We start from the raw sequence: 23,804 nt of genomic DNA on the forward strand, positions 1-23,804 counted from the left end.
CCAGGAGGCGCCGGCGGTCGAGGAGCAGGTCGCCCCCGCCGAGCAGGAGGCCGTGTCCGTCGAGGCGGCGGCGACCCCCGTCGAGCCGGCCGTTGCGGCCGACGAGCAGGTGACCCCCGGCGGGGTGCTGACCCGGCGCAGCGCCAGCGCGCCGTTCGAGGTGCACCTCGACGTCTTCTCCGGGCCCTTCGACCTGCTGCTCGGCCTGATCTCGAAGCACAAGCTCGACATCACGGAGATCGCCCTGGCGAAGGTCACCGACGAGTTCATCGCCCACATCAAGGCAAACCGGTCCGGTGTCGACGGCGTCCCCGAGTGGGACCTCAGCCAGGCCTCGGAGTTCCTGCTCGTCGCGGCGACGCTGCTCGACATCAAGGCGGCCCGGCTGCTGCCGCAGCTCAGCCCGCAGGACGAGGAGGACCTCGCGCTGATCGAGGCCCGCGACCTGCTCTTCGCCCGGCTGCTCCAGTACCGCGCGTTCAAGGACATCGCGGCCACGTTCGCCGAGCGGATGGCCACTGCGGGCCGGATGCTGCCGCGGCAGGCTGGCATCGAGCCCCAGTTCGCCGCGCTGCTGCCCGAGCTCATCATCACCATCACGCCCGAGCAGCTGGCCATGGTCGCGGCCCGCGCCATGACGCCCAAGGTGGCGCCGACGGTCGGCCTCGAGCACCTCCACGCCCCGGCCGTCAGCGTGCGCGAGCAGGCGACCATCGTCGGGCACCGGCTGCGCCGCGAGCGGTCCTGCTCGTTCCGCTCGCTGGTCGCCGACGCCGACAGCACGCTGGTCATCGTGGCCCGGTTCCTCGCGCTGCTCGAGCTGTTCCGCGAGGCGGCCATCACGTTCGAGCAGGCCGAGGCCCTGGGGGAGCTGACGGTGCGCTGGACCGGTTCGGACGACGGCGACATCGAGGTCAGCGACGAGTTCGACGAGGGCGACGAGGGCGACGAGGGCGACGAGCCCACCGAAGCAGACAGCCCCACCGCGGGGCAGGAGAGCAACGATGAGTGACCAGCACGTGCCGCAGGACCAGCTGTCGCAGGAGCAGGACCAGGTGCCGGAGGAGCAGATCGCCTTCGACATCAACGACTTCCCCGGTGGTGCCCGCTCCGCCATCGAGGCCGTGATGATGGTCGTCGACGAGCCCATCACCGAGCTGGCCCTCGCCTCCGCCCTCGAGCTGCCGGTCGACGACGTGCTCGCTCACCTGCACGCGCTCGAGGCGGAGTACGCCGAGCAGCAGCGCGGCTTCACCCTGCGCAGCGTCGCCGGCGGGTGGCGGGTCTACAGCAGGTCCGAGTACGCGCCGGTCGTCGAGAAGTTCCTCCTCGACGGGCAGCAGGCCAAGCTGACCCAGGCGTCGCTGGAGACCCTCGCCGTCATCGCCTACCGCCAGCCGATCTCCCGGTCACGGGTCAGCGCGGTCCGCGGTGTGAACGTCGACGGCGTCGTGCGCACCCTCCTGACCCGTGGCCTCATCGAGGAGCTCGGCACCGAGGGGGAGAGCGGCGCCGTGCTCTACGGGACCACCACCTACTTCCTGCAGCGTCTGGGCCTGGGCAGCCTCGACGAGCTGCCTGCTCTCGCCCCCTACCTTCCGGAGGTCGACATGCTCGACGAGCTCGCCCAGGAGTCCCGCTCATGACGCCCCCCCAGTCGCGTGGCGGGTCCGGCGGCGGCCAGGGCCGGGGAAGCGGTGGCGCCGGTCGTGGTGGCGCAGGTGGCGCCGGTCGAGGTGGTGCAGGTGGCGGCCAGGGCCGTGGCACTGGTGGGTCCGGTCGCGGGGCCGCGGGTGGTTCCGGTCGCGGGGCCGGCGGGGGTTCCGGTCGTGGCGGTGCCTCCGGTGGTGCCGCCGGTCGCGGGGGGGCCTCGCGCGGCGGTGCACCCGCCGGTCGCGGTGGTCGCCCGACCACCGGCAGGGGCCGGCCGCAGCGCGCCGGCTCCGGCACGACCAAGCCGAGCCAGCCGACCCGGCTGCCGCAGCGGCCCCAGGCCACCCCGCAGGTCGACGTCCACGACCCCGAGGGCGTGCGGCTGCAGAAGCTGCTGGCCGCCGCGGGCGTGGGATCACGCCGCGTCTGCGAGAACCTCATCACGCAGGGCCGCGTCGAGGTCGACGGACAGGTCGTCACCGAGCTCGGTGTACGGATCCGTGCCGACCAGGTCGTCCACGTCGATGGCGTGAGGGTGCAGCTCGACGAGTCCCGGGTCTACTTCGCGTTCAACAAGCCCCTGGGCGTGGTCACCACGATGAGTGACGAGCTCGGCCGGCTCAACATCGGCGACTACGTCGGCAACCGCGAGCAGCGGCTGTTCCACGTCGGCCGCCTCGACGCCGACACCGAGGGCCTGTTGATCCTCACCAACGACGGCGACCTCGCCCACCGGCTCCAGCACCCGAGGTACGGCGTGGCCAAGAAGTACCTCGCCCAGATCGCCGGTCCGGTGCCTCGCGACATGGGCAAGCAGCTGCGCGAGGGTGTCGAGCTCGACGACGGCCCCGCCTCGGTCGACTCGTTCAAGGTCGTCGACTCGATGCCCGGCAAGGCGCTGGTCGAGATCGTGCTCCACGAGGGGCGCAAGCACATCGTGCGCCGCCTGCTCGATGCGGTCGGGCACCCGGTGCTCACGCTGGTGCGCACCGAGGTCGGGCCCATCAGGCTCGGCGACACCAAGCCCGGCAAGATGCGCCCGCTGAACAAGGAGGAGGTCGGGCAGCTGTACTCGGCTGCTGGACTGTGACCGCGACCCGGCACGCTGCCTCGGTAGCCTCTGCCGCGTGAGCCTGCGCGTCCGCATCGTCGGCACCGGTCTGATCGGGACCAGCCTCGGCATCGCGCTGTCTCGGCGCGGCCACACGGTCACGCTGTCGGACCCGTCACCGACCGCGGTGGCCCTGGCGCGCGACCTCGGGGCGGGCGCCCTGCCGGACGGCAGCGAGGACCCCGAGCTGGTCGTGGTCGCCGCCCCGCCCGACGTCGCGGGAACGGTCGTGGCCGACGAGCTGCGCCGGTGGCCGGGCGCCGTCGTCACCGACGTCGCCTCGGTGAAGGTGGCGGTGCTGCGCGACGTCGAGGCCGCCGGTGGCGACACCACCCGGTATGCCGGTTCGCACCCGATGGCGGGTCGAGAGCGGTCCGGGGCGGTGGCCGCCCGTGGGGACCTCTTCGACGGCCGCGCCTGGGTGGTCGTGCCGCACCCGGCGTCGTCGGAGCGCGCCGTCGCGCTGGTGACGCAGGTGGGTGTGGAGGCCGGTGGCACGGTGAGCGTGATGAGCCCCGAGGACCACGACGCCGCGGTCGCGGTGGTGTCCCACGTGCCCCAGGTCGCGGCCAGCCTCGTCGCCAGCCGGCTGCGGTCGGTCTCCGACTCCGCAGCCGGCCTCTCCGGGCAGGGCATCCGCGACGTCACCCGCATCGCCGCGAGCGACCCCCAGCTGTGGACCCAGATCCTCGCCGGCAACGCCCCCGCCGTGCGCCGGGTGCTCGACGACCTCCGCGGCGAGCTCGCCGAGGTGATCGCGGCCCTCGAGCACCTCGAGCAGGGCGACGGGGTGGGGGCGCGCGAGGTGCTGGCCCGGGTGGTCGCGCACGGCAACACCGGCCACGACCGGATCCCCGGCAAGCACGGTGCCGCCCCGACGACGTATGCCGTCGTCACGGCCCTCGTGCCCGACGAGCCCGGCGAGCTGGCGCGCCTTCTCCACGACGTGGGGGACGCGGGCGTGAACCTCGAGGACCTCCACCTCGAGCACGGCCTCGGCCAGCCGTTCGGGCTCGCCGAGATCTCGGTGCTGCCCGGAGTGGCCGAGCGCCTGGCGGAGGAGCTCGAAGCGCGCGGCTGGCGCCTGCACGGCTGACGCCGCCGCTCATGGGGCGGTGTGAGGTATCTCCGATTCCTCGGTGGGATCGCGGCGCACAAGTTACCCTTGGGTATCCGCTCATGACTGAGGAGGTGTCGTGGGCAGCCTGAAGGCCCAGACGATGACGCTGCACGGGCACGCCATGTCGTACGTCGACAGCGGGACCGGCCCAGCGGTGCTCTTCGTCCACGGCCTGCTCGGCTCGCACCGCAACTGGGCCCACCTCATCGACAAGCTCGACGACACCAACCGCGTGATCGTTCCCGACCTGTTCGGCCACGGGGCCTCGGCGAAGCCGGTGGGGGACTACTCGCTGGGAGCCCACGCCGGCACGCTGCGCGACCTGCTCAACCGGCTCGGCGTCGACCGCGTCACCCTCGTGGGGCACTCCTTGGGCGGGGGCATCTCGATGGAGTTCTGCTACCTCTTCCCCGAGCGGGTGGAACGCCTGGTCCTCGTCGGCAGCGGTGGCCTCGGCCGCGAGGTCAACCCACTGCTGCGGTCGGCGACCCTGCCCGGCGCCGAGTGGGTGCTGCCGGTCATCGCCTCGGGGTGGCTGCGGGGCCGGGTGGACTCCTTGGGCCGCGCCCTGTCGAAGGTGGGCTGGCGACCCGGCTCGGACCTGACGGCGGTGTGGCAGGGGTTCTCCGCCCTGAGCGACGCCGACAGCCGTCGGGCGTTCCTGGCGACGACCCGCGCGGTCGTCGACCCCGGCGGGCAGAGCGTCAGCGCCCGCGACTACCTGCCCGAGGTCGTCGGCATGCCCACCCTGGTGGTGTGGGGGACCCGTGACCGGATGATCCCGGCGTGGCATGCCACGACTGCGCAGTCGGCCATCCCGGGGTGTCGCGTCGAGCTCTTCGAGGGAGCCGGCCACTTCCCCCACCTGGACGACCCCGACCGCTTCGCAGAGGTGCTCCGCGAGTTCGTCGGCTCCACCCCGAAGGCTGCCGCCAGGCCTCGATCGGCACCGAGACCTGCTCCTGCAGCACCGAGACCCGCCCCCGCCGCACCGAGACCCGCCCCTGCCGCACCGCAGGCCGAGGCCGACCCGAGTCGTTGACGGACCTCTGGCCGCCAGGGCCTCCGGAAGGCGTCGACGGCTGCCTCACGGCCAGCGGGGTGGACGACCACCCCTGTCGTCCGCTGCCCTAGGCTCTACCGAATGAGCAGCGAGCACCTCGTCGTCGCGATCGACGGCCCCTCCGGGTCGGGCAAGTCCAGCGTCTCCAAGGCCGTCGCCCGTGAGCTGGGTGTCGGCTACCTCGACACCGGCGCGATGTACCGCGCACTCACCTGGTGGTGCCTGGAGGAGGGCGTAGACCTCGACGACAAGGCCGCCGTGGCGCAGGCGGCCCGCGACCTCCCGCTCGAGATGGGCACCGACCCCGCCCAGCCCGCGGTGCGGGTCTCCGGGCGTGACATCAACGACGACATCCGCACCACCCGCGTCTCCGAGGTCGTTTCCAAGGTGGCCACCAACACCGACGTGCGCCCCGTGCTCCAGCAGCGGCAGCGCGACCTCATGAGCCAGGTCGCCGAGGTGACCGGCGGAGTGGTGGCCGAGGGGCGGGACATCACCACCGTCGTGGCGCCTGACGCCGACGTCCGGATCCTGCTGACCGCCAGCGAGGAGGCGCGGCTGCGCCGCCGTTCCAAGGAGCTGCACGGCCACGCCGATGACCACGCCGTCGAGGCAACCCGTGACCAGGTCGTGCGCCGCGACCGCGACGACTCCACCGTGTCGGACTTCACCGAGGCCGCCGAGGGCGTGACCCTCGTCGACACCTCCGACCTCGACTTCGAGCAGAGCGTCCAGGCCGTGGTCGACGTGGTGGAGCGGGCCCGCCAGCAGGCCTGACACGTGCATGGTCGGCCTCCGTCGCCGCGTAGGGGACAATAGAGGCTGACACCCGCCGTGGTGAGCCGACCGCGAGAGCCGGCTGACCGGCATACCGGCGCGGCCCCCGCACCCACCCACCCCCGAAGGATCCCGCCGTGAGCGAGCACCTGACCGACGACGCCTCCGTCGAGCGCGCCCTGCGCGCTGGGCTCGAGGACTTCGACCTCACCGAGGAGGACCGCTCGCTCCTCGAGGGCGAAGGCCTGGAGGAGGGGTATGCCGCGCAGGCCGGTCCGCTGCCGGTGGTCGCCGTCGTGGGCCGGCCCAACGTCGGCAAGTCGACGCTGGTCAACCGCATCCTCGGCCGACGTGAGGCGGTGGTCGAGGACGTGCCGGGCGTGACCCGTGACCGCGTCGCCTACGACGCGGACTGGTCCGGCCGCCGTTTCACGCTGGTCGACACCGGCGGCTGGGCGATCGACGCAACCGGTATCCACCTGCGGGTGGCCGAGCAGGCCGAGGTGGCCGTCGACCTCGCCGACGTCGTGATGTTCGTCGTCGACGCCCAGGTGGGCGCGACCGACGACGACGAGGCCGTCGTCAAGCTGCTGCGCCGCTCCGGCAAGCCGGTCGTGCTGGTGGCCAACAAGGTCGACGACCAGCGCACCGAGGCCGACGCCGCCGCCCTGTGGAACCTCGGCCTCGGCCAGCCGTGGCCGGTCTCCGCCCTGCACGGGCGGGGGAGTGGCGACGTGCTCGACGCCGTTCTCGACGTGCTGCCGGACGTCTCGGCGCACGGGGAGGCCTACCAGCGTGGGGGTCCGCGCCGGGTGGCCCTGATCGGCCGGCCGAACGTGGGCAAGTCGTCGCTGCTCAACAAGCTCGCGGGCGAGAACCGCGTCGTCGTCGACAACGTCGCCGGCACCACCCGGGACCCGGTGGACGAGTACATCGAGCTCGGGGGCAAGACGTGGCGGTTCGTCGACACCGCCGGCATCCGTCGCCGCGTGCACCAGACCCGCGGAGCCGACTTCTACGCCTCGCTGCGCACCCAGACGGCGCTGGAGAAGGCCGAGGTCGCCGTCGTCCTCATCGACGCCGAGCAGTCCATCGCCGAGCAGGACATCCGCGTCGTGCAGCAGGTCATCGACGCCGGGCGCGCCCTGGTCGTCGCCTACAACAAGTGGGACATGCTCGACGAGGAGCGGCGCTACTACCTCGAGCGCGAGATCGAGCGCGAGCTTGTGCAGATCCCCTGGGCGCCGCGCGTGAACATCTCCGCCAAGACCGGCCGCGCCGTCGAGAAGCTGGTCCCCGCGATCGAGCGGGCCCTGGACTCGTGGGACACCCGCATCCCCACCGGCCGCCTCAACGCGTTCCTCGGCGAGATCGTCGCCGCGCACCCGCACCCCGTGCGGGGCGGCAAGCAGCCGCGCATCCTGTTCGGCACCCAGGCCAGCACCCGGCCGCCGCGGTTCGTGCTCTTCGCCTCCGGGTTCCTCGAGGCGGGCTACCGACGCTTCATCGAGCGCCGCCTGCGCGAGGAGTTCGGCTTCGAGGGCACCCCGATCGAGGTGTCGGTCCGCGTGCGCGAGAAGCGCCGCCGCAAGTAGCGGTGCCGCACGGCATACCTGATTTCAAGCCGCGGTATGCCGTGCGCTAGGGTTTCGTTCGCTCCCGCGGGATCCGCTCTTGCGGGGCACAACTGAAGATTCGGGCTGTGGCGCAGCTTGGTAGCGCACTTGACTGGGGGTCAAGGGGTCGCAGGTTCAAATCCTGTCAGCCCGACCGATCGGGGTCGGACCTGTTCACGCAGGTCCGGCCCCGTTTTCATGCCCGCTGGTCATTGCCGGATCCAGGCCGACCGTCGCACCTAGACTCCCCTCATCGGCACATGCCACAGGGGGACCATGACAGCGACCGAGGACCCGGTGGTCCGCCAGTACCGCTACCTGGTCGCGACCGGCCCGGTTGACGCCCTGCAGGTCGCTCATCACGAGGCGCTCGAGAGGCTCGACCACAGCGGTCGGGAAGCCGTGCTCCGTGCGGTTCAGGAGGCGTTCGTCGCCGGTGACCGGCTGAGCCCGGAGGACACCACGGCGGTGGCGCGTCTGCTCGTGCGCGGAGAGCGGCGAGCCCCTGGCGACTTTCGCCGGGCCTGCGCCCCCCAGGTCTTGCACGCGCTGGCGGAGCGGGTTGTGGCGTCAGACGCCGCGTTCGGCCTGTTCGCCGGCTATGGCGACTGGGACGGTGAGGACCCGGCACCGGCGGACGCCGGCGTCGACCACGGCGGTGTCCGCGGTCGCGACACCGATCCGGCGGCCGAAGCCTGGGCACATGCGCGCGCCTACGGGGCCGGTCAGTTCGGCATCGGAGCGGGCCCCGGTTAGTCCGCCCAAACGTGCGGGCGTCGGCGGGCGATCGCGCCACCCCACCCCGGCTTAGGAGCGGTGTTCGAACGCTGACCGACGGCCGCGGTACCAGTGCCAGGTCACGACGATCCGCAGGGAACCCGTTGCCACGAGGAAGCCGCCCGCCAGGGCACACACCCGCGTGAAGAGCGTCTGCGACGAATCAGCGACTATCACGGCGAACATCACGACGGTGGCAAGTCCCATCACCGCTGCGATGCTGGCCATGACGGGGCCCGGTGCTGCCTCGCCTGGTGGTCGGTCGTGCTCGAGCAGGCGCGGTCGTCCGCTCTCGTCCACCCAGGTCGGCCACCGCACAGGGCAAACCGTAGGCGAGGTGGCGACTGGACGGGAAGGAACGGCACAACCCGTCTCCGTGGGGCCCACCCCACCTCCCACTGGTTCGGGGGCTGTGTTTCGCGCGGGCCGCTCAGCTGCGCGGCGCGACGGCTTCGTCCTCCGCGACGTACTCCGATCGCATCTGCGCCTCCTGCTCCTTGTGGGGGAAGGCGAGGAACACCAGGGCTGCGCCCGCGACCACGGCCACGAGTCCTGCGACGTACGCCCACTGGTCCCCCTGCAGGAAGGACTGCTTGGCCGCCGCGATGATCTGCTGTGCGTACTGGGGGTGCTGGCTCGCGAGGTCCGCGGCGCTGGCATAGGACATCTGGAGGGTGTTCTGGGTCGAGGACGTCACGTCCTGGCCGGACGCCGCGATCGCGTTGCCCATCGCAGAGGCGTATCCCGCTGTGAGCAGCGCGCCGAAGACGGAGGTCATGAACGCGCCGCCGAGGTCGCGTTGCAGGTCCGCGGTGCCGGATGCCATTCCGGCCCGGGTGACCGGTACGGACCCGGTCAGCGAGTTCGACGACGGCGTCCCCGCCAGGCCCACCCCCGCTCCCATGAGGCACAGCGGTATGGCCACCTGCCAGTAGGCGGACCCCTGCTTCCAGAGCAGCAGCATGCCGACGAAGGCGAGCGCAAGCAGCGTCTGGCCCGCGAGGAGCGTTGCACGAGAGCCCATGCGCTCGACGAGGGTCGCCGAGTGTGGCGCCACCAGCACCATGAAGACGACGGCGGGGAGGATGGCCAGGCCGGCGTTGAGGCTGGAGTAGTCGAGGACGTTCTGGAGGTACTGCTGGTTGACGAACGAGATGCCCATCAACGAGCCGAACACGATGATCCCGGCACAGGCCGCCACCCAGAAGGTCCGGCGCCGGGCGACGGCGAGGTCGTAGAGCGGGTTGGCGGCGCGGCGCTGCCGGACGACGAACAGCGCCAGGCCGAGGAGCGCGACGGCCATCAGCACGAGTGCTGCGGTCCTCAGGTTCGCAACGGTGACGAAGTTGATGGCCACGACGAGGGCGCCGATCGACACGGCCGACAGCACGCCGCCGAGGTTGTCGACTCGTTCGGTCGTCTCGTACACATGGGCGGGCACGAGCCTCCAGGTCAGCGCCAGGGCGAGCACGGCCAGCGGCAGGGTGACGAGGAAGACCGAGCCCCACCAGAACCGCTGCAGGAGAAGGCCGGAGACCATGGGCCCCAGGGCCGCGATGCCGCCGCCCAACGCCGACCACAGCGCGATGGCCCGGGTCCTGGCGGGACCGCTCCACAGCGCCGTGATCAACGCCAGGGTGGTGGGGTAGGCCATGCCTGCGGAGAGGCCTCCTACGACTCGCGCGCCGAAGAGCACGGCGTCGGACGGCGCGTATGCCGCGACCAGGCAGGCCGGTATCGACAGAAACATCCCGCCGAGGATCATCAGCTTGCGTCCGTGGCGGTCACCGAGCGCGCCGAACCACAGCACGGAGGCGGCGAGGCCGAGCGAGTAGCCCACCGCCACCAGGTCGAGCACGGTCTGGGAGGAGCCGAACGTCTTCCCGATGTCCGGTAGCGCCACGTTGGCCACCGAGAGGTTCAGGTTCGCGACGGCAGCCACCAGGATCAGCGTCAGCAGCACCGCGCGACCACGCGTCGGCTCGGTGGAACGTTCCCCGGTCCCGGGGCCGGCCGGTGCCGGGTTGGCCGCATCGGTCGTCATCTGCTGCTACCTCTCCGTCTGCCACCCCTCCGAGCGCTTGCCTCACGACTGTCCCGCGCCTCCCGCGGACGGCTCAGGGGCCAATGGCCCGCATGCCGGGAGCCCTTGGACCGGCCCCACCGATCGACTGCAGCGGTGGCGACGGGGCCGCCGTCACGGACGCGGAGCACGTGTCCGCGGACCGTTCCCGACTTGTCTTCCTTGCCCCTCTTGTGGTGGTCTATCGCGGATGTCTCGGTGAGCAGGGGCCACGCCGGCCGGTGACACGACTCAGATCACCCCTCAGGAGGCCCCTGTGAAGCAAAGCCCTCTGGTCGCCACCGTGAAGCCACGCCATCTCGTGGCCAGCGTTGTCGCCCTTCTCACCTTCGCCGGGCTCGTCGCTCTCGGCGTGCTCGGTCCGGCGAACGCGGCCACCACATCCGGCCGACCACCGGTCGTCAAGACGGCGGACGCAACCGCCGTCACCGACACGTCTGCGACCCTCAACGGCACCGTCAACCCACGCCGCACGTCCACCACCGCCCACTTCGAGTGGGGCACGAGCACGAGGTACGGCTCGACCACGCCCGCTCGCTCCGTGGGCAGCGGCAACTCGTCCAAGGCCTTCAGCGAAGGCGTCACGGGACTGGCTCCCGGTACCAGCTACCACTTCCGGCTGGTGGCCACCTCGGCGGCTGGGACGACGTACGGCACCGACCGCGTGCTGACGACCACGGGCACCACGTCCACCTCGACGTCGTCCACCACCACCAGCCCGACCTCGACGACGAGCACGACGTCCAGCCCGACGTCGACGACGAGCACGACGTCCAGCCCGACGTCGACGACGAGCACGACCTCCAGCCCGACGTCGACCACGAGCAGCACGAGCACCACGTCGACGTCCAGCACGACCAGCCCGACCTCGACCACCAGCACCACGTCGTCACCGACGTCGACGACCACCACCCCGGCCGGCTCGGTCTGCACCAACCCGTACTTCACGACGAGCGACCCGAACGGCGGCATCACCGACGGCGGCTACTACGTCCACAACAACCTCTGGAACGCCGCCAGCTACCCCGGCACCAAGGGCACCACGCAGGTGTGCTCCTACCATTCCTGGAACCACATCGGCACGGCCACCAACAACGGTGACGGCGCGGTGAAGACCTACCCCAACGTCCACAAGGACTACTCGGGCCGCACCATCTCGAGCTTCTCGAAGCTGACGTCGACCTTCGCGGCCACCTCGCCGGGCACCGGCATCTACGACGTCGCCTACGACCTGTGGCTCAACGGCGTGCCGAACGACGAGGTCATGATCTGGACCGACAACCAGAAGCAGGTCCCGGCCGGGTCCCGGTTCGCGACGGGTGTGAGCCTCGGCGGCCACAGCTGGGACGTCTACGCCACCAGCGGCAACGGCTACATCGCGTTCGTGCCCTCGAACGGCGCCCGCCTCACGTCGGGCACCGTCGACATCAAGGCCATGCTCAGCTACCTCGTGGCCCAGGGTCGAGTCGCCTCCAGCTCCACGGTCGACCAGATCTGCTACGGCGTGGAGATCGTCGACACCGGCGGCTCCCCGGCGACCTGGAACTTCACCGACTTCTCGATCACCGACAGCTGACGGCCGCCGGCGCGAGGGCGGGTCGTCGACCTGCCCTCGCGCCGGCAGTCCTGCACGAGGGATCAGGCGTGCCAGCCCTGCGGCGGGTCCTCGCCGACCACGCCGTCGACGGCCTCGCGCAGCAGGTCGGCGTGGCCGGTGTGGCGGCCGTACTCCTCGATCAGGTCGCAGACCAGCCGGCGCAGGTTCGCGTGCCGGCCGTCCGGGGCCGAGGCGTGGACCGGCTGGTCGAGCCCACCGTCGGCCAGCGCGGCGGCAACCCGGGCACGGGAGCGCTCGACGGCCCCGTCCCACAGGGCGTAGAGCTGCTCCGGTGAGTCCTCGGCGGCTGACGTGAAGTCCCAGTCACCGCTGCCGTCCCAACCGGTCGAGTCCCACGGAGCCCCGAGCGGCTCCCCGCGCATCTTCACGGTGAAGTGGAAGTCCTCGACGACGGCAAGGTGCTTGAGCAGCCCGCCGAGCGTCAGGGTCGACGCGCCGACGCGCGTCCGCAGCCCGGCGGCATCCAGCCCCGAGGCCTTCCAGCGGAACGTCGTGCGCAACCGGTCGAGGGCGCCGAGCAGGGCCTCCGCCTCGGTGCCGGCGAGAGGAGGCTCCCACGGGTCCGGTGTCCAGGCGGTCGTGCCCGTGACGCTCCCTGGGTCATGCGTGTCGGATGCGGTGGCCCTGTCTGCGCTGTCTGTCGACGTCATGCCGACACGGTAGAAGCGGTTCCGGACGGAAGACTTCCGCATCTGTGGCAGGGTTCGCGCATGGACGAGTCGAGCCCCACGGCCCGCGCCCTCCTGTGCCTCCAGCTGCTGCAGGACAGCCCCGGCGTCACGGCGCAGCGACTGGGGGAGAAGCTCGGCGTCTCGGAGCGCGCAGCCCGGCGCTACGTCGCGTTGCTGCGGGAGGCCGGCATACCCATCGAGTCGGTGCGGGGACCCTACGGCGGCTACCGCGTGGGCCGCGGCCTGCGGCTCCCACCGCTGGTGTTCACCGCGACCGAGGCCCTGGGCCTGGTCATGGCGGTGCTCGACGGGCACCACGCCGCCAGCGACCCGAGCGACCCGGTGGGCAGCGCGCTGGGCAAGATCGTGCGGGCGCTGCCCGAGCCGGTGGCCCGCCAGGCCGAGGCGGTGCGCCGGAACACCGCCCCGGCACCGGACCGCGGGGCGGCCCGTCCGGACCCCGGCACGACGAGTGCCCTGGTGCAGGCCTGCTCCACGCACCACCGGGTGCGCCTCGACTACCGCTCGGAGGCCGGCTCCGAGTGGGTCATGGAGGTCGAGCCGTGGGCCGTGGTCGTCCGTCACGGGCGCTGGTACCTCGTCTGCCGGTCGCTCGCCGCCGACGCGCTGCGCGCCTACCGGGTCGACCGGGTGCGCTCGGTCGAGGCGCTCGACGACACCTTCACACCCCCGCCGGACCTCGACCCGGTGGCGCTCCTGGAGGAGCACCTGGCCATCGGCTGGGAGTACGACGTCGAGGTCGTCGTCGAGGCGCCCCTGACGGATGCCGGCCGCTGCGTGCCGCGTGGGCTCGGGCGGCTGGAGGCGCTGGGGGAGCAGGCGACGCGGCTGGTCGGCAGCACGAGCAACCCCCGCTGGTATGCCGCGCAGCTGGCGTCCGTGCCCCACGCCTTGCGGGTGGTGGGTGGCCCGGAGGTCGAGACCGCGGTGGCCGAGCTGGCCGAGCGGCTGAGGCGGGCCACCGCCGCTCCAGGGGTCGCGCACGACCCTGACGTCGGCGTTGGTCCGCGCTAGTCGGCGTCGCCGGCAGCGCTCGTCCGGTCACCCACCGCACGTGCCATCCGCTCGACCGCCTCGGTGAGCACGGCGGGGGAGGTGGCGAAGTTCAGCCGGGCGTGCCCGGCACCTCCGGTGCCGAAGTCGGGCCCGGGGCTGAGCGCCACCTTGGCCTGCTCACGGAGGAACCCGGCGGGGTCGTCGCCCAGTGCGAGCGGCCGGAAGTCGAGCCAGGCCAGGTAGGTGCCCTCGGGGATGCGGTAGCCGACCCCGGGCAGCTGGTCGGACAGCAGCTCGTGCAGCAGCTGACGGTTGCGGTCGAGGCCCCCGAGCAGCGCGTCGAGCCACTCGTCACCCTCCCGCAGGGCAGCCGCCTGGGCGATCGAGCCGACGTGGCTGGCGCCGAACGCCACCTCCTCCGGCATGGCGGCGAGGTCAAACGCGGCCTCCTCACCGGCCATCGCCACTGCCGAGGTGAGACCGGCCAGGTTGAACCCCTTGCTCGCGGAGAAGACCGAGAACGCCCTGGCTCCCACCGGTAGCGACAGGTAGGGCACGAAGCGGTGAGGGGCGTGGACGAGCGGGGCGTGGATCTCGTCCACCACGACGCGGACACCGTGCTCGGCCGCCAGCTCGCCCGCGGCCGTGAGCTCCTGCTCGGTGTGCACGACGCCGGTCGGGTTGTGCGGGCTGGCGAGCAGGTATGCCGCGCGACCGTCGTCGCGGCGCGCGTCGCCGAACGCCGAGGCCAGGCTCTGGAGGTCGATCCGTCCATCTGGGCCGAGCGGCGCCTCGATTACGCGGCGCCCCAGGTTGCGCACGAACGCGTAGAACGGCGGGTAAACGGGGCAGTTGACCACGACTGCGTCCCCCGGGCCGGTGAGCAGGCGCAGCACCTCGCTGATCCCGAGCATGACGTTCGGCACCAGCCGGGTGCGGGCCGGCTCCGGTGCCCAGCCCCAGCGACGCCCGGCGAAGTCGGCGACGGCGTCCACGTAGTCGGGCGCCCACGGGTAGCCGGTGTCGCCGAGCGCCATGGCGTCGGTGACGGCCCGGGTGACCGGCTCCGGTGGCAGGACGTCCATCTCGGCCACCCACAACGGCAGCACCTCCTGGCCGTACAGCCGCCACTTCAGGCCGCGCCGGCGCCGCAGGTCGGCCAGGGTCGGCACCAGGAGGGGGTCGTCCATGCCGCGACTCTACGGAACCGGTGACCCTCCGGCGCCCGGGCGAGCCGGGTACGGCGAAGGCCCCCGCACCGCATAGGCTCTTGCCGTGGTGCGTGAGGGCGATCAGACGACGGCGAGCCCGGGGGAGCCGGTCGTCACCGACCGTGTGCTCACCGTGCCCAACGTCCTGTCGATGCTCCGCCTCGTAGGCGTGCCGGTCTTCCTGTGGGCCATCCTCGCCGAGCACGACATCATCGCCCTGGTCACCCTGATGCTGTCGGGGATCAGCGACTACCTCGACGGCAAGATCGCGCGGCACTTCGGCCTGGTCTCGCGGGTGGGCCAGCTGCTCGACCCGCTGGCCGACCGCCTCTACATCGCCACGACGCTCTTCGGCCTCGCGTGGCGCGACGTGATCCCGTGGTGGCTGGTGGCGGTCCTCGTCACCCGTGAGGTGCTCCTGGCCGTGGTGCTCGCGGTCATCAAGCGCTACGGGCAGACCGGGCTGCCGGTCCACTTCGTCGGGAAGGCCGCCACCTTCAACCTGCTCTACGCGTTCCCGCTGCTGCTCCTGGGCGTGGGCCAGAGCACCTTCGCCGAGTGGGCGCTCCCCATCGGGTGGGCGTTCGCGTGGTGGGGCACGTGCCTCTACTGGCTGGCCGGGGTGATGTACATCGTCCAGGCCCGTCAGGTGGTCACGAGCGCTCGAGCAGCCGCGGTGGCGTGATGACGCCGCACACCTCGCACCGCACCCCCGCGCCGCAGACCACCCTGCCGGGGCGACGCCCCGACGAGTCGATGACGCTCCTGACCTCCATGATGGAGCGCCCCCTGGACCCCGGGTATGCCGCCGCGGCCGAACGTCGCGCCGCAGCCGGCCTCCCGCCGGCCACCAGCACCGCCACCCCCGCCGTGCTCGTCGCGGTGCTCGTGATGGGACTGGTCTTCGCCGTGGGCGCCGTCTCGCTGGGCCATCGCGGCACCACGGCCACGCGAGCCCGGGCCGACCTGGTCTCGCAGATCGAGGCTCGCCGGGCAACGGCCGACCAGAACGCCCACCAGGTGCAGGCGCTGCAGGCCCAGATCGACCGTCTGCAGGCGAACGCCCTCGGCGGACAGGGCGACCTGTCGGCTCGCCTGTCCTCGCTGGCGCTCGTCACCGGCTCGGCCGCAGCCACCGGGCCGGGCCTCACCGTCACGCTCGACGACGCGCGCAAGCAGGGCGTCAACAGCGCCGACGGCAACCCGCGCACCCAGTCCGCGGCCGATGACGGCAAGGTGCTCTCCAAGGACCTGCAGATCGTGGCCAACGGGCTCTGGGAGGCCGGGGCCGAGGCGGTGGCCATCAACGGTCAGCGCCTCACCGCCCGGTCCGCGATCCGCTTCGCGGGCGAGGCCATCCTGGTCAACTACCGGCCGCTGACCCGCCCCTACGTCCTCAGGGCGATCGGGTCGCCCGACCTCGAGGCGAACTTCGCCGAGAGCGCCGGCGGGTCCTACGTGCGAGCCCTCCAGGACAACTACGGGGTCCGTGTCACCATGGCGACGTCCAAGCAGCTAACCGTCCCCGCAGCCACCTCGCTGAGCACGCGGTACGCGACCGTGCCGAGGGGTGCCTCCGCGCCCCAGGGCGGCGCGGGCGCGACGGGCTCCGCGACGACCGGGACGACCGGCACGACCGGCTCGGGCACCGCGACCGACAGCACCTCCACCGGCAGCAGCACCTCCACCGACACCCCCGACAGCACGGAGCCAGCACAGTGATCCCGGTCCTCGGCCTCATCGGCGGCATCCTCATCGGCCTGTTCCTGCAGCCGGAGGTGCCCCTGTGGCTCCAGCCGTACCTGCCCATCGCCGTGATCGCGGCGCTCGACGCGGTGTTCGGCGCGGTCCGGGCCGTGCTCGACGGCATCTTCAACGACAAGGTGTTCGTCGTGTCGTTCCTCGCCAACGTCGTCGTCGCCGCGTTCATCGTCTACCTCGGTGACCAGCTCGGGGTGGGTTCGCAGCTGTCCACCGGCGTCGTGGTCGTCCTCGGCGTGCGGATCTTCTCCAACGTCGCCTCCATCCGCCGGCACCTCTTCCGCGCATGACCCAGCCCCCCGAGCCGACGAAGCAGACCGGCCCCGAGCCGACGGGTCCCTCCACGCCGACGCCGGAACCGACGAGCCCCTCGACACCCGCGCCGGAGCAGAGCTCGTGGCGCACCATGTTCCGCATGGCCCGCCCCCGGGCCACGCGAGCCAACCTGTTCGCCGCGCTCCTGGCGATCGTGCTCGGCTTCGCGCTCGCGACCCAGGTGCAGCAGACCCAGCAGCAGGGCCTCGAGCAGCTGCGCGAGGACGAGCTCGTCCGCATCCTCGACGACGTCACCCAGGACGCCGCCCGGCTGGGCAACGACGCCCGCGCCCTCGAGCTCACCCGTGACCGGCTCGAGGGGGGCGCCAACAGCAGCGCGGAGGCGCTGCGGGCGGCCCAGCAGCGGCTCGACACCCTCGGCATCCTCGCCGGCACGGCCCCGGCGGAGGGTCCGGGGATCGTCCTCACCATCGACGACCCGTCCGGCAAGGTGACCAGCGCGCTGCTCCTCGACGCCCTCCAGGAGCTGCGCGACGCCGGTGCCGAGGCCGTGCAGATCGGCTCGGTGCGGGTCGTCGCCGACACCTACTTCACCGACACGCCGAACGGGGTGGAGGTGAGCGGCACCCTGGTGAAGTCGCCCTACGTCATCAAGGCCATCGGCGGGAGCGCCACCATGGCCTCGGCGATGGACATCCCCGGTGGCGTGAACGAGTCCGTGCGGCGCCTCGGAGCCGTCTCCACCGTCGACCAGCGCGACCAGGTCTCCATCACTGCGTTGCACACCCTCGAAGAGCCTCAGTACGCTCGCCCCGTCCCAGCCGCCACAGGCGCGGGCAAGTGAGCACACCGCACTCTCGACGAGGAGAACCATGAGCGAGCTGGAGTACCCCGAGGACCTGCGCTACACCGCCGAGCACGAGTGGGTGCGCACCGGCGACGGCGGGGTCGTCCGCGTGGGCATCACCTCGTTCGCCCAGGACGCCCTCGGCGACGTGGTCTACGTCAGCCTCCCCACGGTGGGTGACACGGTTGCCGCGGGTGACGCGTGCGGTGAGGTCGAGTCCACGAAGTCGGTGAGCGACCTCTACTCCCCGCTCGCCGGCGAGGTGACCGCCGTCAACGAAGCGCTCGACGCGACCCCGGAGCTGGTGAACACCGACCCGTACGGCGAGGGCTGGATGTACGAGCTCAAGGTCGACGACCTCGCGGCGGTGGAGGCCCTCATGGACCAGGCGGCCTACCGCGAACAGCTCGGCTGAGGCGGGCCGGGGCGCGCGGGTGAAATACCTGCGGCAGGGTAGGGGCATCACCTACCTTTTGTGTTTTGCTAGAACCGCGTGGACGAGACGAGACGAGGAGCCCGGCAGATGACTGGCAGCGAGCACGAGGAGCAGGCCTCGCGCGCCCACGAGCCCACGACGATGCGCCTTCCCGGCATCAGCGGCCTGGAGCAGATCGAGACGGGCACGGAGGCCGAGGTCACCCTCAGCAAGGCTGACCAGGCGACCGTCGACGCGTTGCGTGCGGGCACCGCGCTGCTCGTCGTGCTGCGGGGCCCGAACACCGGCGCGCGGTTCCTCCTCGACGACGACGAGGTGGCCTCGGGGCGACACCCGGACAGCGACATCTTCCTCGACGACGTCACGGTGTCGCGCAAGCACGCCGTCTTCCGTCGCGAGGGCGACACCTTCGTCGTGCGCGACGTCGGGTCGCTCAACGGCACCTACGTCAACCGGGAGCGCATCGACGAGGTGGCGCTCAAGACCGGCGACGAGGTCCAGATCGGCAAGTTCCGGCTGGTCTTCTACGCCGGCAAGGCTTGAGCGCCCTGACGACAGCCCTACCCGACGACAGGTGACTGCCCGCAGGGCGAGCCGCGCGATGACCATCGGCGCGGTGCTCGAGGCGCTCAAGCCCGAGTTCCCGGACATCAGCATCTCCAAGATCCGGTTCCTCGAGGCCGAGGGCCTCGTCACGCCCGAGCGGACGCCCTCGGGGTACCGGCACTTCTCCGACGAGGACCTCGAGCGGCTGCGGTACATCCTTACCGCGCAGCGTGACCGCTTCTGGCCGCTCAAGGTGATCCGCGAGTCGCTCGACGCCCTCGACCGGGGACTGACGCCGGTCGGGGAGGGCGCCGAGACGGTCCGGCCGCAGCCCCCGAAACCACGCCCCGACGAGGACGTGCCGACCGCCGCGGAGCTGACGCGCACGACCACGCTGAGGCTCACCCGCGACGAGCTGGCCGCCTCGGCCGGGCTCGACGCGGCCACCATGGACGCCCTCGACACCTTCGGGCTGCTGCGCACCGACGCCGACGGGCACTACGGCGAGGCGGCCCTGGGCATCGCCCACGCGGCCGCCGGCCTCGCGGCATACGGCATCGAGCCGCGGCACCTGAGGCCCTTCCGCACCGCGGCCGACCGGGAGATCGGGCTGGTGCAGCAGGTGGCCGCCCCGATGCGCGGCAGGCCGGGGCAGGCGGCCAAGGAGGACCCGACCCCGGAGGTGCTCCGGCTCTGCATCGCACTGCACACCGCACTGGTGAAGGACGGGCTCCGCCGGGCCTGAGACGCGCGTCGGCGTGCGGGGTACGGTGGGGGAGTGAAGGTACTTGACGTCCTCGGCGTCCGGGTCGAGATGCCCACCAACCACCCGATCGTCCTGCTGCGCGAGCGTGGTGGGGACCGCTACCTGCCGATCTGGATCGGTGCCGCCGAGGCGACCGCGATCGCCTACGCCCAGCAGGGCATCGAGCCTCCGCGCCCGCTGACGCACGACCTGCTCAAGAACGTCGTCGAGGGGTTGGGGCACCGCCTCACGGAGGTCCGCATCGTGGAGCTCAAGGACGGCGTCTTCCACGCCGCCCTCGTCTTCGACGGCAAGGTCGAGATCTCCTCGCGCTCCTCCGACGCCATCGCCCTGGCGCTGCGCACCGGCACCGAGATCATCGCCGGCGAGAGCCTCCTGGAGGAGGCCGGGGTCGCGATGGCACCCGAGGAGGACGACGAGGTCGAGAAGTTCAAGGAGTTCCTCGACCACGTGTCCGCCGAGGACTTCCAACGCCCGGAGGAGCCCGGTCAGACGGAGGAACCATAACCCTCGACTGGACCTCGAGAGTGGCCTCCCGCGGCGCGACACGCCGGAGCCGAAGCCTCCACAGGTCGTTGACGTGCTGCGTTGTGCAGCCGTACCGTCAGTGGAGTCCCGTAATACGAGCAGTGTAGTTACACAGGAGGTGAGCGCCGTGAACCCCACTGGGAAGCCCCAGCCCGGCCAGACGACGGTGCCGGTCGCAGCGCAGGGCCTGTTGTTCACGGACGACCTGCCCGAGCTGAGCGAGGACATCGGCTACCGCGGCCCCACCGCCTGCAAGGCTGCCGGCATCACCTACCGGCAGCTCGACTACTGGGCGCGCACCGGCCTGGTCGAGCCCTCGGTCCGCGGCGCCACCGGCTCCGGCACGCAGCGCCTCTACGGCTTCCGGGACATCCTCGTGCTCAAGGTGGTCAAGCGGCTGCTCGACACCGGCGTCTCCCTCCAGCAGATCCGCGTGGCGATCCAGGCGCTGCGCGAGCGCGGCGTCGAGGACCTCGCCCAGATCACGCTGATGAGCGACGGCGCCTCCGTCTACGAGTGCACCTCCGCCGACGAGGTCATCGACCTCGTCCAGGGCGGCCAGGGGGTCTTCGGCATCGCGGTCGGCCGCGTCTGGCGCGAGGTCGAGGGCGAGCTCGCCGAGCTCCCCAGCGAGCGCGCCGAGGACGAGACCCTCGCTGCCCACCCCGACGACGAGCTCAGGGCCCGCCGCCAGGCCCGGCTGGCCTGACCGACCGGTCGGCACCGCACGCCTCGACACCGCACCCTCGACCAAGCCCCTCGTGCCGCCCGGCACGGGGGGCTTGGTCATGTAGATTGGAACCGCTGATCACCCCGCGCGGGAGAGTCCCCGCCAGGCTGTCGCACGACGGCCGGACGGGGCGCCGAAGGGGCAAACTCCCCGGAACCTCTCAGGCGCCAGGACCGCGCGGATCAGGCACCTCTGGAGCGGCGGCCTCGCCGTGACAGATGGGGAGGCGTCCCTTGCAGCACCTTGTGTGATCATCGCACCCTGTGTCAGGAGCCTCATGTCCCACCCCGTCCTCCCCGAGTTCGTCGCCCGGCACATCGGCCCGTCCGAGGAGGACGTGGCCCAGATGCTTTCGGTGGTCGGCCAGCAGTCGCTGGAGTCCCTCGCCGACGTCGCCGTGCCCGGCGCCATCCGGTCCGACCGCGCCCTGCACATCGACCCCGCCGACTCCGAGGCGGCCGTAGTCGAGGAGCTGCGCGCCGTCGCCGCCCGCAACCAGGTGCACACGTCGATGATCGGCCTCGGCTACTACGACACCGTCACGCCCGCGGTGATCCAGCGGAACGTGCTCGAGAACCCGGCCTGGTACACCGCCTACACGCCGTACCAGCCGGAGATCTCCCAGGGCCGCCTCGAGGCACTGCTGAACTTCCAGACCATGGTGGCCGACCTCACGGGCCTCCCGACGGCCGGTGCGTCGCTGCTCGACGAGGGCACCGCCGCCGCCGAGGCGATGACCCTGATGCGCCGCGCCAGCAAGGTCGGCGCCGACGCCGTGCTCGTGGTGGACCAGCACGTGTTCCCCCAGACCCTGGCCGTCATGCGGACCCGGGCCGTGCCGCTCGGCCTCGACGTCGTCGTGAGCGACCTCGCCGAGGTCACCAGCGCCGACGCGCTGCGCGAGGCCGCCGGTGGGCGCGACGTCTTCGGCGTGCTCGTGCAGTACCCCGGTGCCGACGGCGAGCTGCGCGACTGGCGCGCCGTCACCGAGGCCTCGCACGAGCTGGGCGCCCTCGTCACTGCTGCCGCCGACCTGCTCGCCCTCACCCTCGCCACGCCGCCCGGGGAGTGGGGCGCCGATGTGGCGGTGGGCACCACCCAGCGGTTCGGCGTGCCGATGGGCTTCGGCGGTCCGCACGCCGGCTACATGAGCGTGCGCGCCGGCCTCGAGCGCTCCCTACCCGGTCGGCTCGTCGGGGTGTCGGTCGACGCCGACGGAGCCCCCGCCTACCGGCTCGCGCTGCAGACCCGTGAGCAGCACATCCGCCGCGAGAAGGCGACCTCCAACATCTGCACCGCGCAGGTGCTGCTCGCCGTGATGGCGTCGATGTACGCCGTGTATCACGGCCCCGAGGGCCTGGCGGCGATCGCCCGCCGCACCCACGCACACGCCCGCACCCTCGCCGAGGGGCTGGTGGAGGAGGGCGTGGACGTCCGCACGTCGACCTACTTCGACACCGTCACGGTCTTCGTGCCCGGCCGGGCCGACGAGGTCGTCCGGGAGGCCGCGAACCGCGGGGTCAACCTGTGGCGCGTCGATGCCGACCACGTGTCGGTGAGCACCGACGAGACGACCACGCTGAACGACCTCGAGGCGGTCTGGGCCGCCTTCGGCGTCGTGGGGCGCGGCTCCGTCGAGGTGGCGGCACCTCAGTGGGACGGGTCCTTCGTGCGCACCAGCGACTACCTCACCCACCCGATCTTCCACGCCCACCGCAGCGAGACCTCGATGCTGCGCTACCTGCGGCGCCTGGCGGACCGCGACTTCGCGCTCGACCGCGGCATGATCCCGCTGGGCTCGTGCACGATGAAGCTCAACGCCACCACCGAGATGCAGGCGGTCACCTGGCCGGAGTTCGCCGGGCTCCACCCGTTCGCGCCGGCGAGCCAGACCGAGGGCATCCGCGGGCTGATCGACGACCTCGCCTCGTGGCTGTGCACCATCACCGGCTACGACGCCGTCTCGCTGCAGCCCAACGCCGGGTCGCAGGGCGAGCTGGCCGGCCTGCTCGCGATCCGGGCCTACCACCGCGACAACGGGCAGGGCGAGCGCAACATCTGCCTCATCCCCGCCAGCGCGCACGGCACCAACGCCGCCAGCGCCGTCATGGCCGGCATGAAGGTGGTCGTGGTCAAGACGGCCGCCGGCGGCGACATCGACATGGACGACCTGCGCGCCAAGGTCGACCAGCACCGCGACCAGCTGGCCGCGATCATGGTCACCTACCCGTCGACGCACGGCGTGTTCGAGGACACCATCACCGAGCTGTGCGGTCTCGTGCACGAGGCGGGTGGTCAGGTCTACGTCGACGGCGCGAACCTCAACGCCCTCGTGGGCCTGGCCCAGCCGGGCCAGTTCGGCGCCGACGTCTCGCACCTGAACCTGCACAAGACGTTCTGCATCCCGCACGGCGGCGGTGGCCCCGGTGTGGGTCCGGTCGCCGTCCGCGCGCACCTCGCCCCCCACCTGCCGAACCACCCGCTGGCCCCCGAGGCCGGGCCGGAGACCGGCGTGGGACCGATCTCGGCGGCGCCCTACGGATCGGCGAGCATCCTGCCGATCTCGTGGGCCTACGTGCGGCTCATGGGCGGCGCCGGGCTCACCCGCGCCACCCAGGTCGCGGTGCTCAACGCCAACTACGTCGCCGCGCGCCTGCGGGAGCACTACCCGGTGCTCTACTCCGGGCACGAGGGCATCGTCGCCCACGAGTGCATCCTCGACCTGCGCGAGCTGACCAAGCGCACCGGCGTGACCGTCGACGACGTCGCCAAGCGGCTCATCGACTACGGCTTCCACGCGCCGACCATGTCGTTCCCGGTGGCCGGCACGCTCATGGTGGAGCCGACCGAGAGCGAGGACCTCTACGAGCTCGACCGGTTCTGCGACGCGATGGTCGCCATCCGCGGCGAGATCGCCGAGGTGGAGGCGGGCGAGGTGCCGCTGGCCGACAGCATGCTCCGCAACGCCCCGCACACCGCCGCGGCGCTGGCCGGCAAGTGGGAGTACCCCTACGAGCGCTCGGCGGCCGCCTTCCCGGTCGGTGTCGACGCCGGTGACAAGTACTGGCCGCCGGTCAGCCGCATCGACGGCGCGTACGGCGACCGGCACCTGGTGTGCTCGTGCCCGCCGCCGGAGGCGTTCTCCGAGTAGGAAGTCGCGCCCCGGGCCCCAAGGCGGATCCGGTGCGTCACGTCCG

26 protein-coding genes, 1 tRNA gene and 1 riboswitch are annotated in these 23,804 nt (G+C 72.0%); of the genes, 21 read left to right on the plus strand and 6 right to left on the minus strand.

The genetic code is table 11. From position 1 onward, the window contains the following. The first annotated feature begins 52 nt into the window (after positions 1 to 52). From BMW78_RS05690 to BMW78_RS05730, 9 genes are all read left to right on the plus strand, one after another. Positions 53 to 1,012, plus strand: coding sequence for a segregation and condensation protein A (locus BMW78_RS05690; RefSeq protein ID WP_425439041.1), 960 nt, complete (start codon positions 53 to 55; stop codon positions 1,010 to 1,012). Continuing rightward, on the plus strand, positions 1,005 to 1,646 hold the full coding sequence (gene scpB, locus BMW78_RS05695) for an SMC-Scp complex subunit ScpB (RefSeq protein WP_091757242.1): 642 nt from the start codon (positions 1,005 to 1,007) through the stop codon (positions 1,644 to 1,646). Before BMW78_RS05690 ends, scpB begins: the two co-directional genes overlap by 8 nt. Next, positions 1,643 to 2,743, plus strand: a complete 1,101-nt coding sequence (locus BMW78_RS05700) for a pseudouridine synthase (protein ID WP_091757243.1) — start codon at positions 1,643 to 1,645, stop codon at positions 2,741 to 2,743. The genes scpB and BMW78_RS05700 overlap by 4 nt, the downstream gene beginning before the upstream one ends. Positions 2,744 to 2,780: 37 nt before the next feature. Beyond that, on the plus strand, positions 2,781 to 3,860 hold the full coding sequence (locus BMW78_RS05705) for a prephenate dehydrogenase (RefSeq protein WP_091757245.1): 1,080 nt from the start codon (positions 2,781 to 2,783) through the stop codon (positions 3,858 to 3,860). Positions 3,861 to 3,960: 100 nt separating this feature from the next. Continuing rightward, complete coding sequence (locus BMW78_RS05710; RefSeq protein WP_245735681.1) at positions 3,961 to 4,926, plus strand: alpha/beta fold hydrolase; 966 nt, start codon at positions 3,961 to 3,963, stop codon at positions 4,924 to 4,926. A gap of 102 nt (positions 4,927 to 5,028) precedes the next feature. Continuing rightward, positions 5,029 to 5,724, plus strand: a complete 696-nt coding sequence (gene cmk, locus BMW78_RS05715) for a (d)CMP kinase (RefSeq protein ID WP_091757247.1) — start codon at positions 5,029 to 5,031, stop codon at positions 5,722 to 5,724. Between the two features lie 137 nt (positions 5,725 to 5,861). Further along, on the plus strand, positions 5,862 to 7,319 hold the full coding sequence (gene der, locus BMW78_RS05720) for a ribosome biogenesis GTPase Der (RefSeq protein WP_091757249.1): 1,458 nt from the start codon (positions 5,862 to 5,864) through the stop codon (positions 7,317 to 7,319). A gap of 101 nt (positions 7,320 to 7,420) precedes the next feature. Beyond that, positions 7,421 to 7,494, plus strand: a tRNA-Pro gene (locus BMW78_RS05725). Between the two features lie 122 nt (positions 7,495 to 7,616). Beyond that, positions 7,617 to 8,096, plus strand: a complete 480-nt coding sequence (locus tag BMW78_RS05730; RefSeq protein WP_091757251.1) for a hypothetical protein — start codon at positions 7,617 to 7,619, stop codon at positions 8,094 to 8,096. A gap of 51 nt (positions 8,097 to 8,147) precedes the next feature. On the opposite strand, the gene BMW78_RS05735 is transcribed toward BMW78_RS05730, so the two are convergent. From BMW78_RS05735 to BMW78_RS21160, 4 genes are all read right to left on the minus strand, one after another. Then, positions 8,148 to 8,435 (minus strand): hypothetical protein, encoded by a 288-nt coding sequence (locus BMW78_RS05735; protein WP_091757253.1) that lies wholly within the window; start codon positions 8,433 to 8,435, stop codon positions 8,148 to 8,150. Between the two features lie 112 nt (positions 8,436 to 8,547). Further along, positions 8,548 to 10,161 carry an MFS transporter gene (locus BMW78_RS05740; RefSeq protein ID WP_091757255.1) on the minus strand — a complete coding sequence of 538 codons (1,614 nt, stop codon included), beginning with the start codon at positions 10,159 to 10,161 and terminating at the stop codon, positions 8,548 to 8,550. Positions 10,162 to 10,443: 282 nt separating this feature from the next. Then, positions 10,444 to 10,785: a hypothetical protein gene (locus BMW78_RS21155; RefSeq protein WP_177180255.1), complete on the minus strand. Its 342-nt coding sequence runs from the start codon at positions 10,783 to 10,785 to the stop codon at positions 10,444 to 10,446. A 21-nt stretch (positions 10,786 to 10,806) separates the two neighbouring features. Continuing rightward, entirely contained in the window at positions 10,807 to 11,175 is a 369-nt protein-coding gene (locus BMW78_RS21160; RefSeq protein WP_177180256.1) for a hypothetical protein, read from the minus strand. On the opposite strand from BMW78_RS21160, the gene BMW78_RS21165 reads away from it, so the two are divergent. After that, a complete protein-coding gene (locus BMW78_RS21165) occupies positions 11,171 to 11,776 on the plus strand; it encodes a GH12 family glycosyl hydrolase domain-containing protein (protein ID WP_091757451.1) in 606 nt (201 codons plus the stop codon). The genes BMW78_RS21160 and BMW78_RS21165 overlap by 5 nt on opposite strands. 62 nt (positions 11,777 to 11,838) lie before the next feature. On the opposite strand, the gene BMW78_RS05750 is transcribed toward BMW78_RS21165, so the two are convergent. Next, positions 11,839 to 12,468 carry a mycothiol transferase gene (locus BMW78_RS05750; RefSeq protein ID WP_091757257.1) on the minus strand — a complete coding sequence of 210 codons (630 nt, stop codon included), beginning with the start codon at positions 12,466 to 12,468 and terminating at the stop codon, positions 11,839 to 11,841. A gap of 60 nt (positions 12,469 to 12,528) precedes the next feature. On the opposite strand from BMW78_RS05750, the gene BMW78_RS05755 reads away from it, so the two are divergent. Further along, entirely contained in the window at positions 12,529 to 13,524 is a 996-nt protein-coding gene (locus BMW78_RS05755) for a helix-turn-helix transcriptional regulator (RefSeq protein ID WP_091757259.1), read from the plus strand. Here BMW78_RS05755 and BMW78_RS05760 read toward each other — a convergent pair. Next, complete coding sequence (locus BMW78_RS05760; protein WP_091757261.1) at positions 13,521 to 14,696, minus strand: MalY/PatB family protein; 1,176 nt, start codon at positions 14,694 to 14,696, stop codon at positions 13,521 to 13,523. The two genes, BMW78_RS05755 and BMW78_RS05760, sit on opposite strands and share 4 nt — an antisense overlap. Positions 14,697 to 14,781: 85 nt before the next feature. On the opposite strand from BMW78_RS05760, the gene clsA reads away from it, so the two are divergent. The 10 genes from clsA (at position 14,782) to gcvP (ending at position 23,758) form a co-directional block, all read left to right on the plus strand. Continuing rightward, on the plus strand, positions 14,782 to 15,402 hold the full coding sequence (clsA, locus tag BMW78_RS05765) for a cardiolipin synthase ClsA (RefSeq protein ID WP_281247061.1): 621 nt from the start codon (positions 14,782 to 14,784) through the stop codon (positions 15,400 to 15,402). Continuing rightward, positions 15,402 to 16,439 (plus strand): DUF881 domain-containing protein, encoded by a 1,038-nt coding sequence (locus BMW78_RS05770; RefSeq protein ID WP_091757263.1) that lies wholly within the window; start codon positions 15,402 to 15,404, stop codon positions 16,437 to 16,439. Before clsA ends, BMW78_RS05770 begins: the two co-directional genes overlap by 1 nt. After that, positions 16,436 to 16,768 (plus strand): small basic family protein, encoded by a 333-nt coding sequence (locus BMW78_RS05775; protein WP_091757265.1) that lies wholly within the window; start codon positions 16,436 to 16,438, stop codon positions 16,766 to 16,768. Before BMW78_RS05770 ends, BMW78_RS05775 begins: the two co-directional genes overlap by 4 nt. Further along, the gene (locus tag BMW78_RS05780; protein ID WP_091757267.1) at positions 16,765 to 17,598 is read left to right on the plus strand and encodes a DUF881 domain-containing protein; all 834 of its coding nucleotides are present in this window, start codon (positions 16,765 to 16,767) and stop codon (positions 17,596 to 17,598) included. The genes BMW78_RS05775 and BMW78_RS05780 overlap by 4 nt, the downstream gene beginning before the upstream one ends. Positions 17,599 to 17,626: 28 nt before the next feature. Further along, complete coding sequence (gene gcvH / locus BMW78_RS05785) at positions 17,627 to 18,016, plus strand: glycine cleavage system protein GcvH (protein ID WP_091757269.1); 390 nt, start codon at positions 17,627 to 17,629, stop codon at positions 18,014 to 18,016. A gap of 108 nt (positions 18,017 to 18,124) precedes the next feature. Next, positions 18,125 to 18,580 (plus strand): FHA domain-containing protein, encoded by a 456-nt coding sequence (locus BMW78_RS05790; RefSeq protein WP_091757271.1) that lies wholly within the window; start codon positions 18,125 to 18,127, stop codon positions 18,578 to 18,580. A gap of 31 nt (positions 18,581 to 18,611) precedes the next feature. Then, positions 18,612 to 19,328, plus strand: coding sequence for a transcriptional regulator FtsR (ftsR, locus tag BMW78_RS05795; protein ID WP_245735682.1), 717 nt, complete (start codon positions 18,612 to 18,614; stop codon positions 19,326 to 19,328). A 33-nt stretch (positions 19,329 to 19,361) separates the two neighbouring features. Then, positions 19,362 to 19,856: a bifunctional nuclease family protein gene (locus BMW78_RS05800; protein ID WP_091757275.1), complete on the plus strand. Its 495-nt coding sequence runs from the start codon at positions 19,362 to 19,364 to the stop codon at positions 19,854 to 19,856. A gap of 148 nt (positions 19,857 to 20,004) precedes the next feature. After that, positions 20,005 to 20,586: a MerR family transcriptional regulator gene (locus tag BMW78_RS05805; protein ID WP_177180280.1), complete on the plus strand. Its 582-nt coding sequence runs from the start codon at positions 20,005 to 20,007 to the stop codon at positions 20,584 to 20,586. 99 nt (positions 20,587 to 20,685) lie between these two features. Then, positions 20,686 to 20,793, plus strand: a riboswitch (glycine riboswitch). 91 nt (positions 20,794 to 20,884) lie between these two features. After that, positions 20,885 to 23,758: an aminomethyl-transferring glycine dehydrogenase gene (gene gcvP / locus BMW78_RS05810; protein WP_091757279.1), complete on the plus strand. Its 2,874-nt coding sequence runs from the start codon at positions 20,885 to 20,887 to the stop codon at positions 23,756 to 23,758. Positions 23,759 to 23,804 lie beyond the last annotated feature (46 nt).

Origin of the sequence: Pedococcus cremeus (genome assembly GCF_900111375.1) — a bacterium.
In the GTDB taxonomy this organism is placed as follows: Bacteria; Actinomycetota; Actinomycetes; order Actinomycetales; family Dermatophilaceae; genus Pedococcus_A; species Pedococcus_A cremeus.

Bases quoted from the DNA above. Each gene is read 5' to 3' on its own strand.
- scpB (WP_091757242.1), top strand. From the start codon at position 1,005: ATGAGTGACCAGCACGTGCCGCAGGACCAGCTGTCGCAGGAGCAGGAC.
- BMW78_RS05700 (WP_091757243.1), top strand. From the start codon at position 1,643: ATGACGCCCCCCCAGTCGCGTGGCGGGTCCGGCGGCGGCCAGGGCCGG.
- cmk (WP_091757247.1), top strand. From the start codon at position 5,029: ATGAGCAGCGAGCACCTCGTCGTCGCGATCGACGGCCCCTCCGGGTCG.
- BMW78_RS05730 (WP_091757251.1), top strand. From the start codon at position 7,617: ATGACAGCGACCGAGGACCCGGTGGTCCGCCAGTACCGCTACCTGGTC.
- BMW78_RS05740 (WP_091757255.1), bottom strand. From the start codon at position 10,161: ATGACGACCGATGCGGCCAACCCGGCACCGGCCGGCCCCGGGACCGGG.
- BMW78_RS05750 (WP_091757257.1), bottom strand. From the start codon at position 12,468: ATGACGTCGACAGACAGCGCAGACAGGGCCACCGCATCCGACACGCAT.
- BMW78_RS05755 (WP_091757259.1), top strand. From the start codon at position 12,529: ATGGACGAGTCGAGCCCCACGGCCCGCGCCCTCCTGTGCCTCCAGCTG.
- BMW78_RS05760 (WP_091757261.1), bottom strand. From the start codon at position 14,696: ATGGACGACCCCCTCCTGGTGCCGACCCTGGCCGACCTGCGGCGCCGG.
- BMW78_RS05770 (WP_091757263.1), top strand. From the start codon at position 15,402: ATGACGCCGCACACCTCGCACCGCACCCCCGCGCCGCAGACCACCCTG.
- BMW78_RS05780 (WP_091757267.1), top strand. From the start codon at position 16,765: ATGACCCAGCCCCCCGAGCCGACGAAGCAGACCGGCCCCGAGCCGACG.
- gcvH (WP_091757269.1), top strand. From the start codon at position 17,627: ATGAGCGAGCTGGAGTACCCCGAGGACCTGCGCTACACCGCCGAGCAC.
- BMW78_RS05790 (WP_091757271.1), top strand. From the start codon at position 18,125: ATGACTGGCAGCGAGCACGAGGAGCAGGCCTCGCGCGCCCACGAGCCC.
- gcvP (WP_091757279.1), top strand. From the start codon at position 20,885: ATGTCCCACCCCGTCCTCCCCGAGTTCGTCGCCCGGCACATCGGCCCG.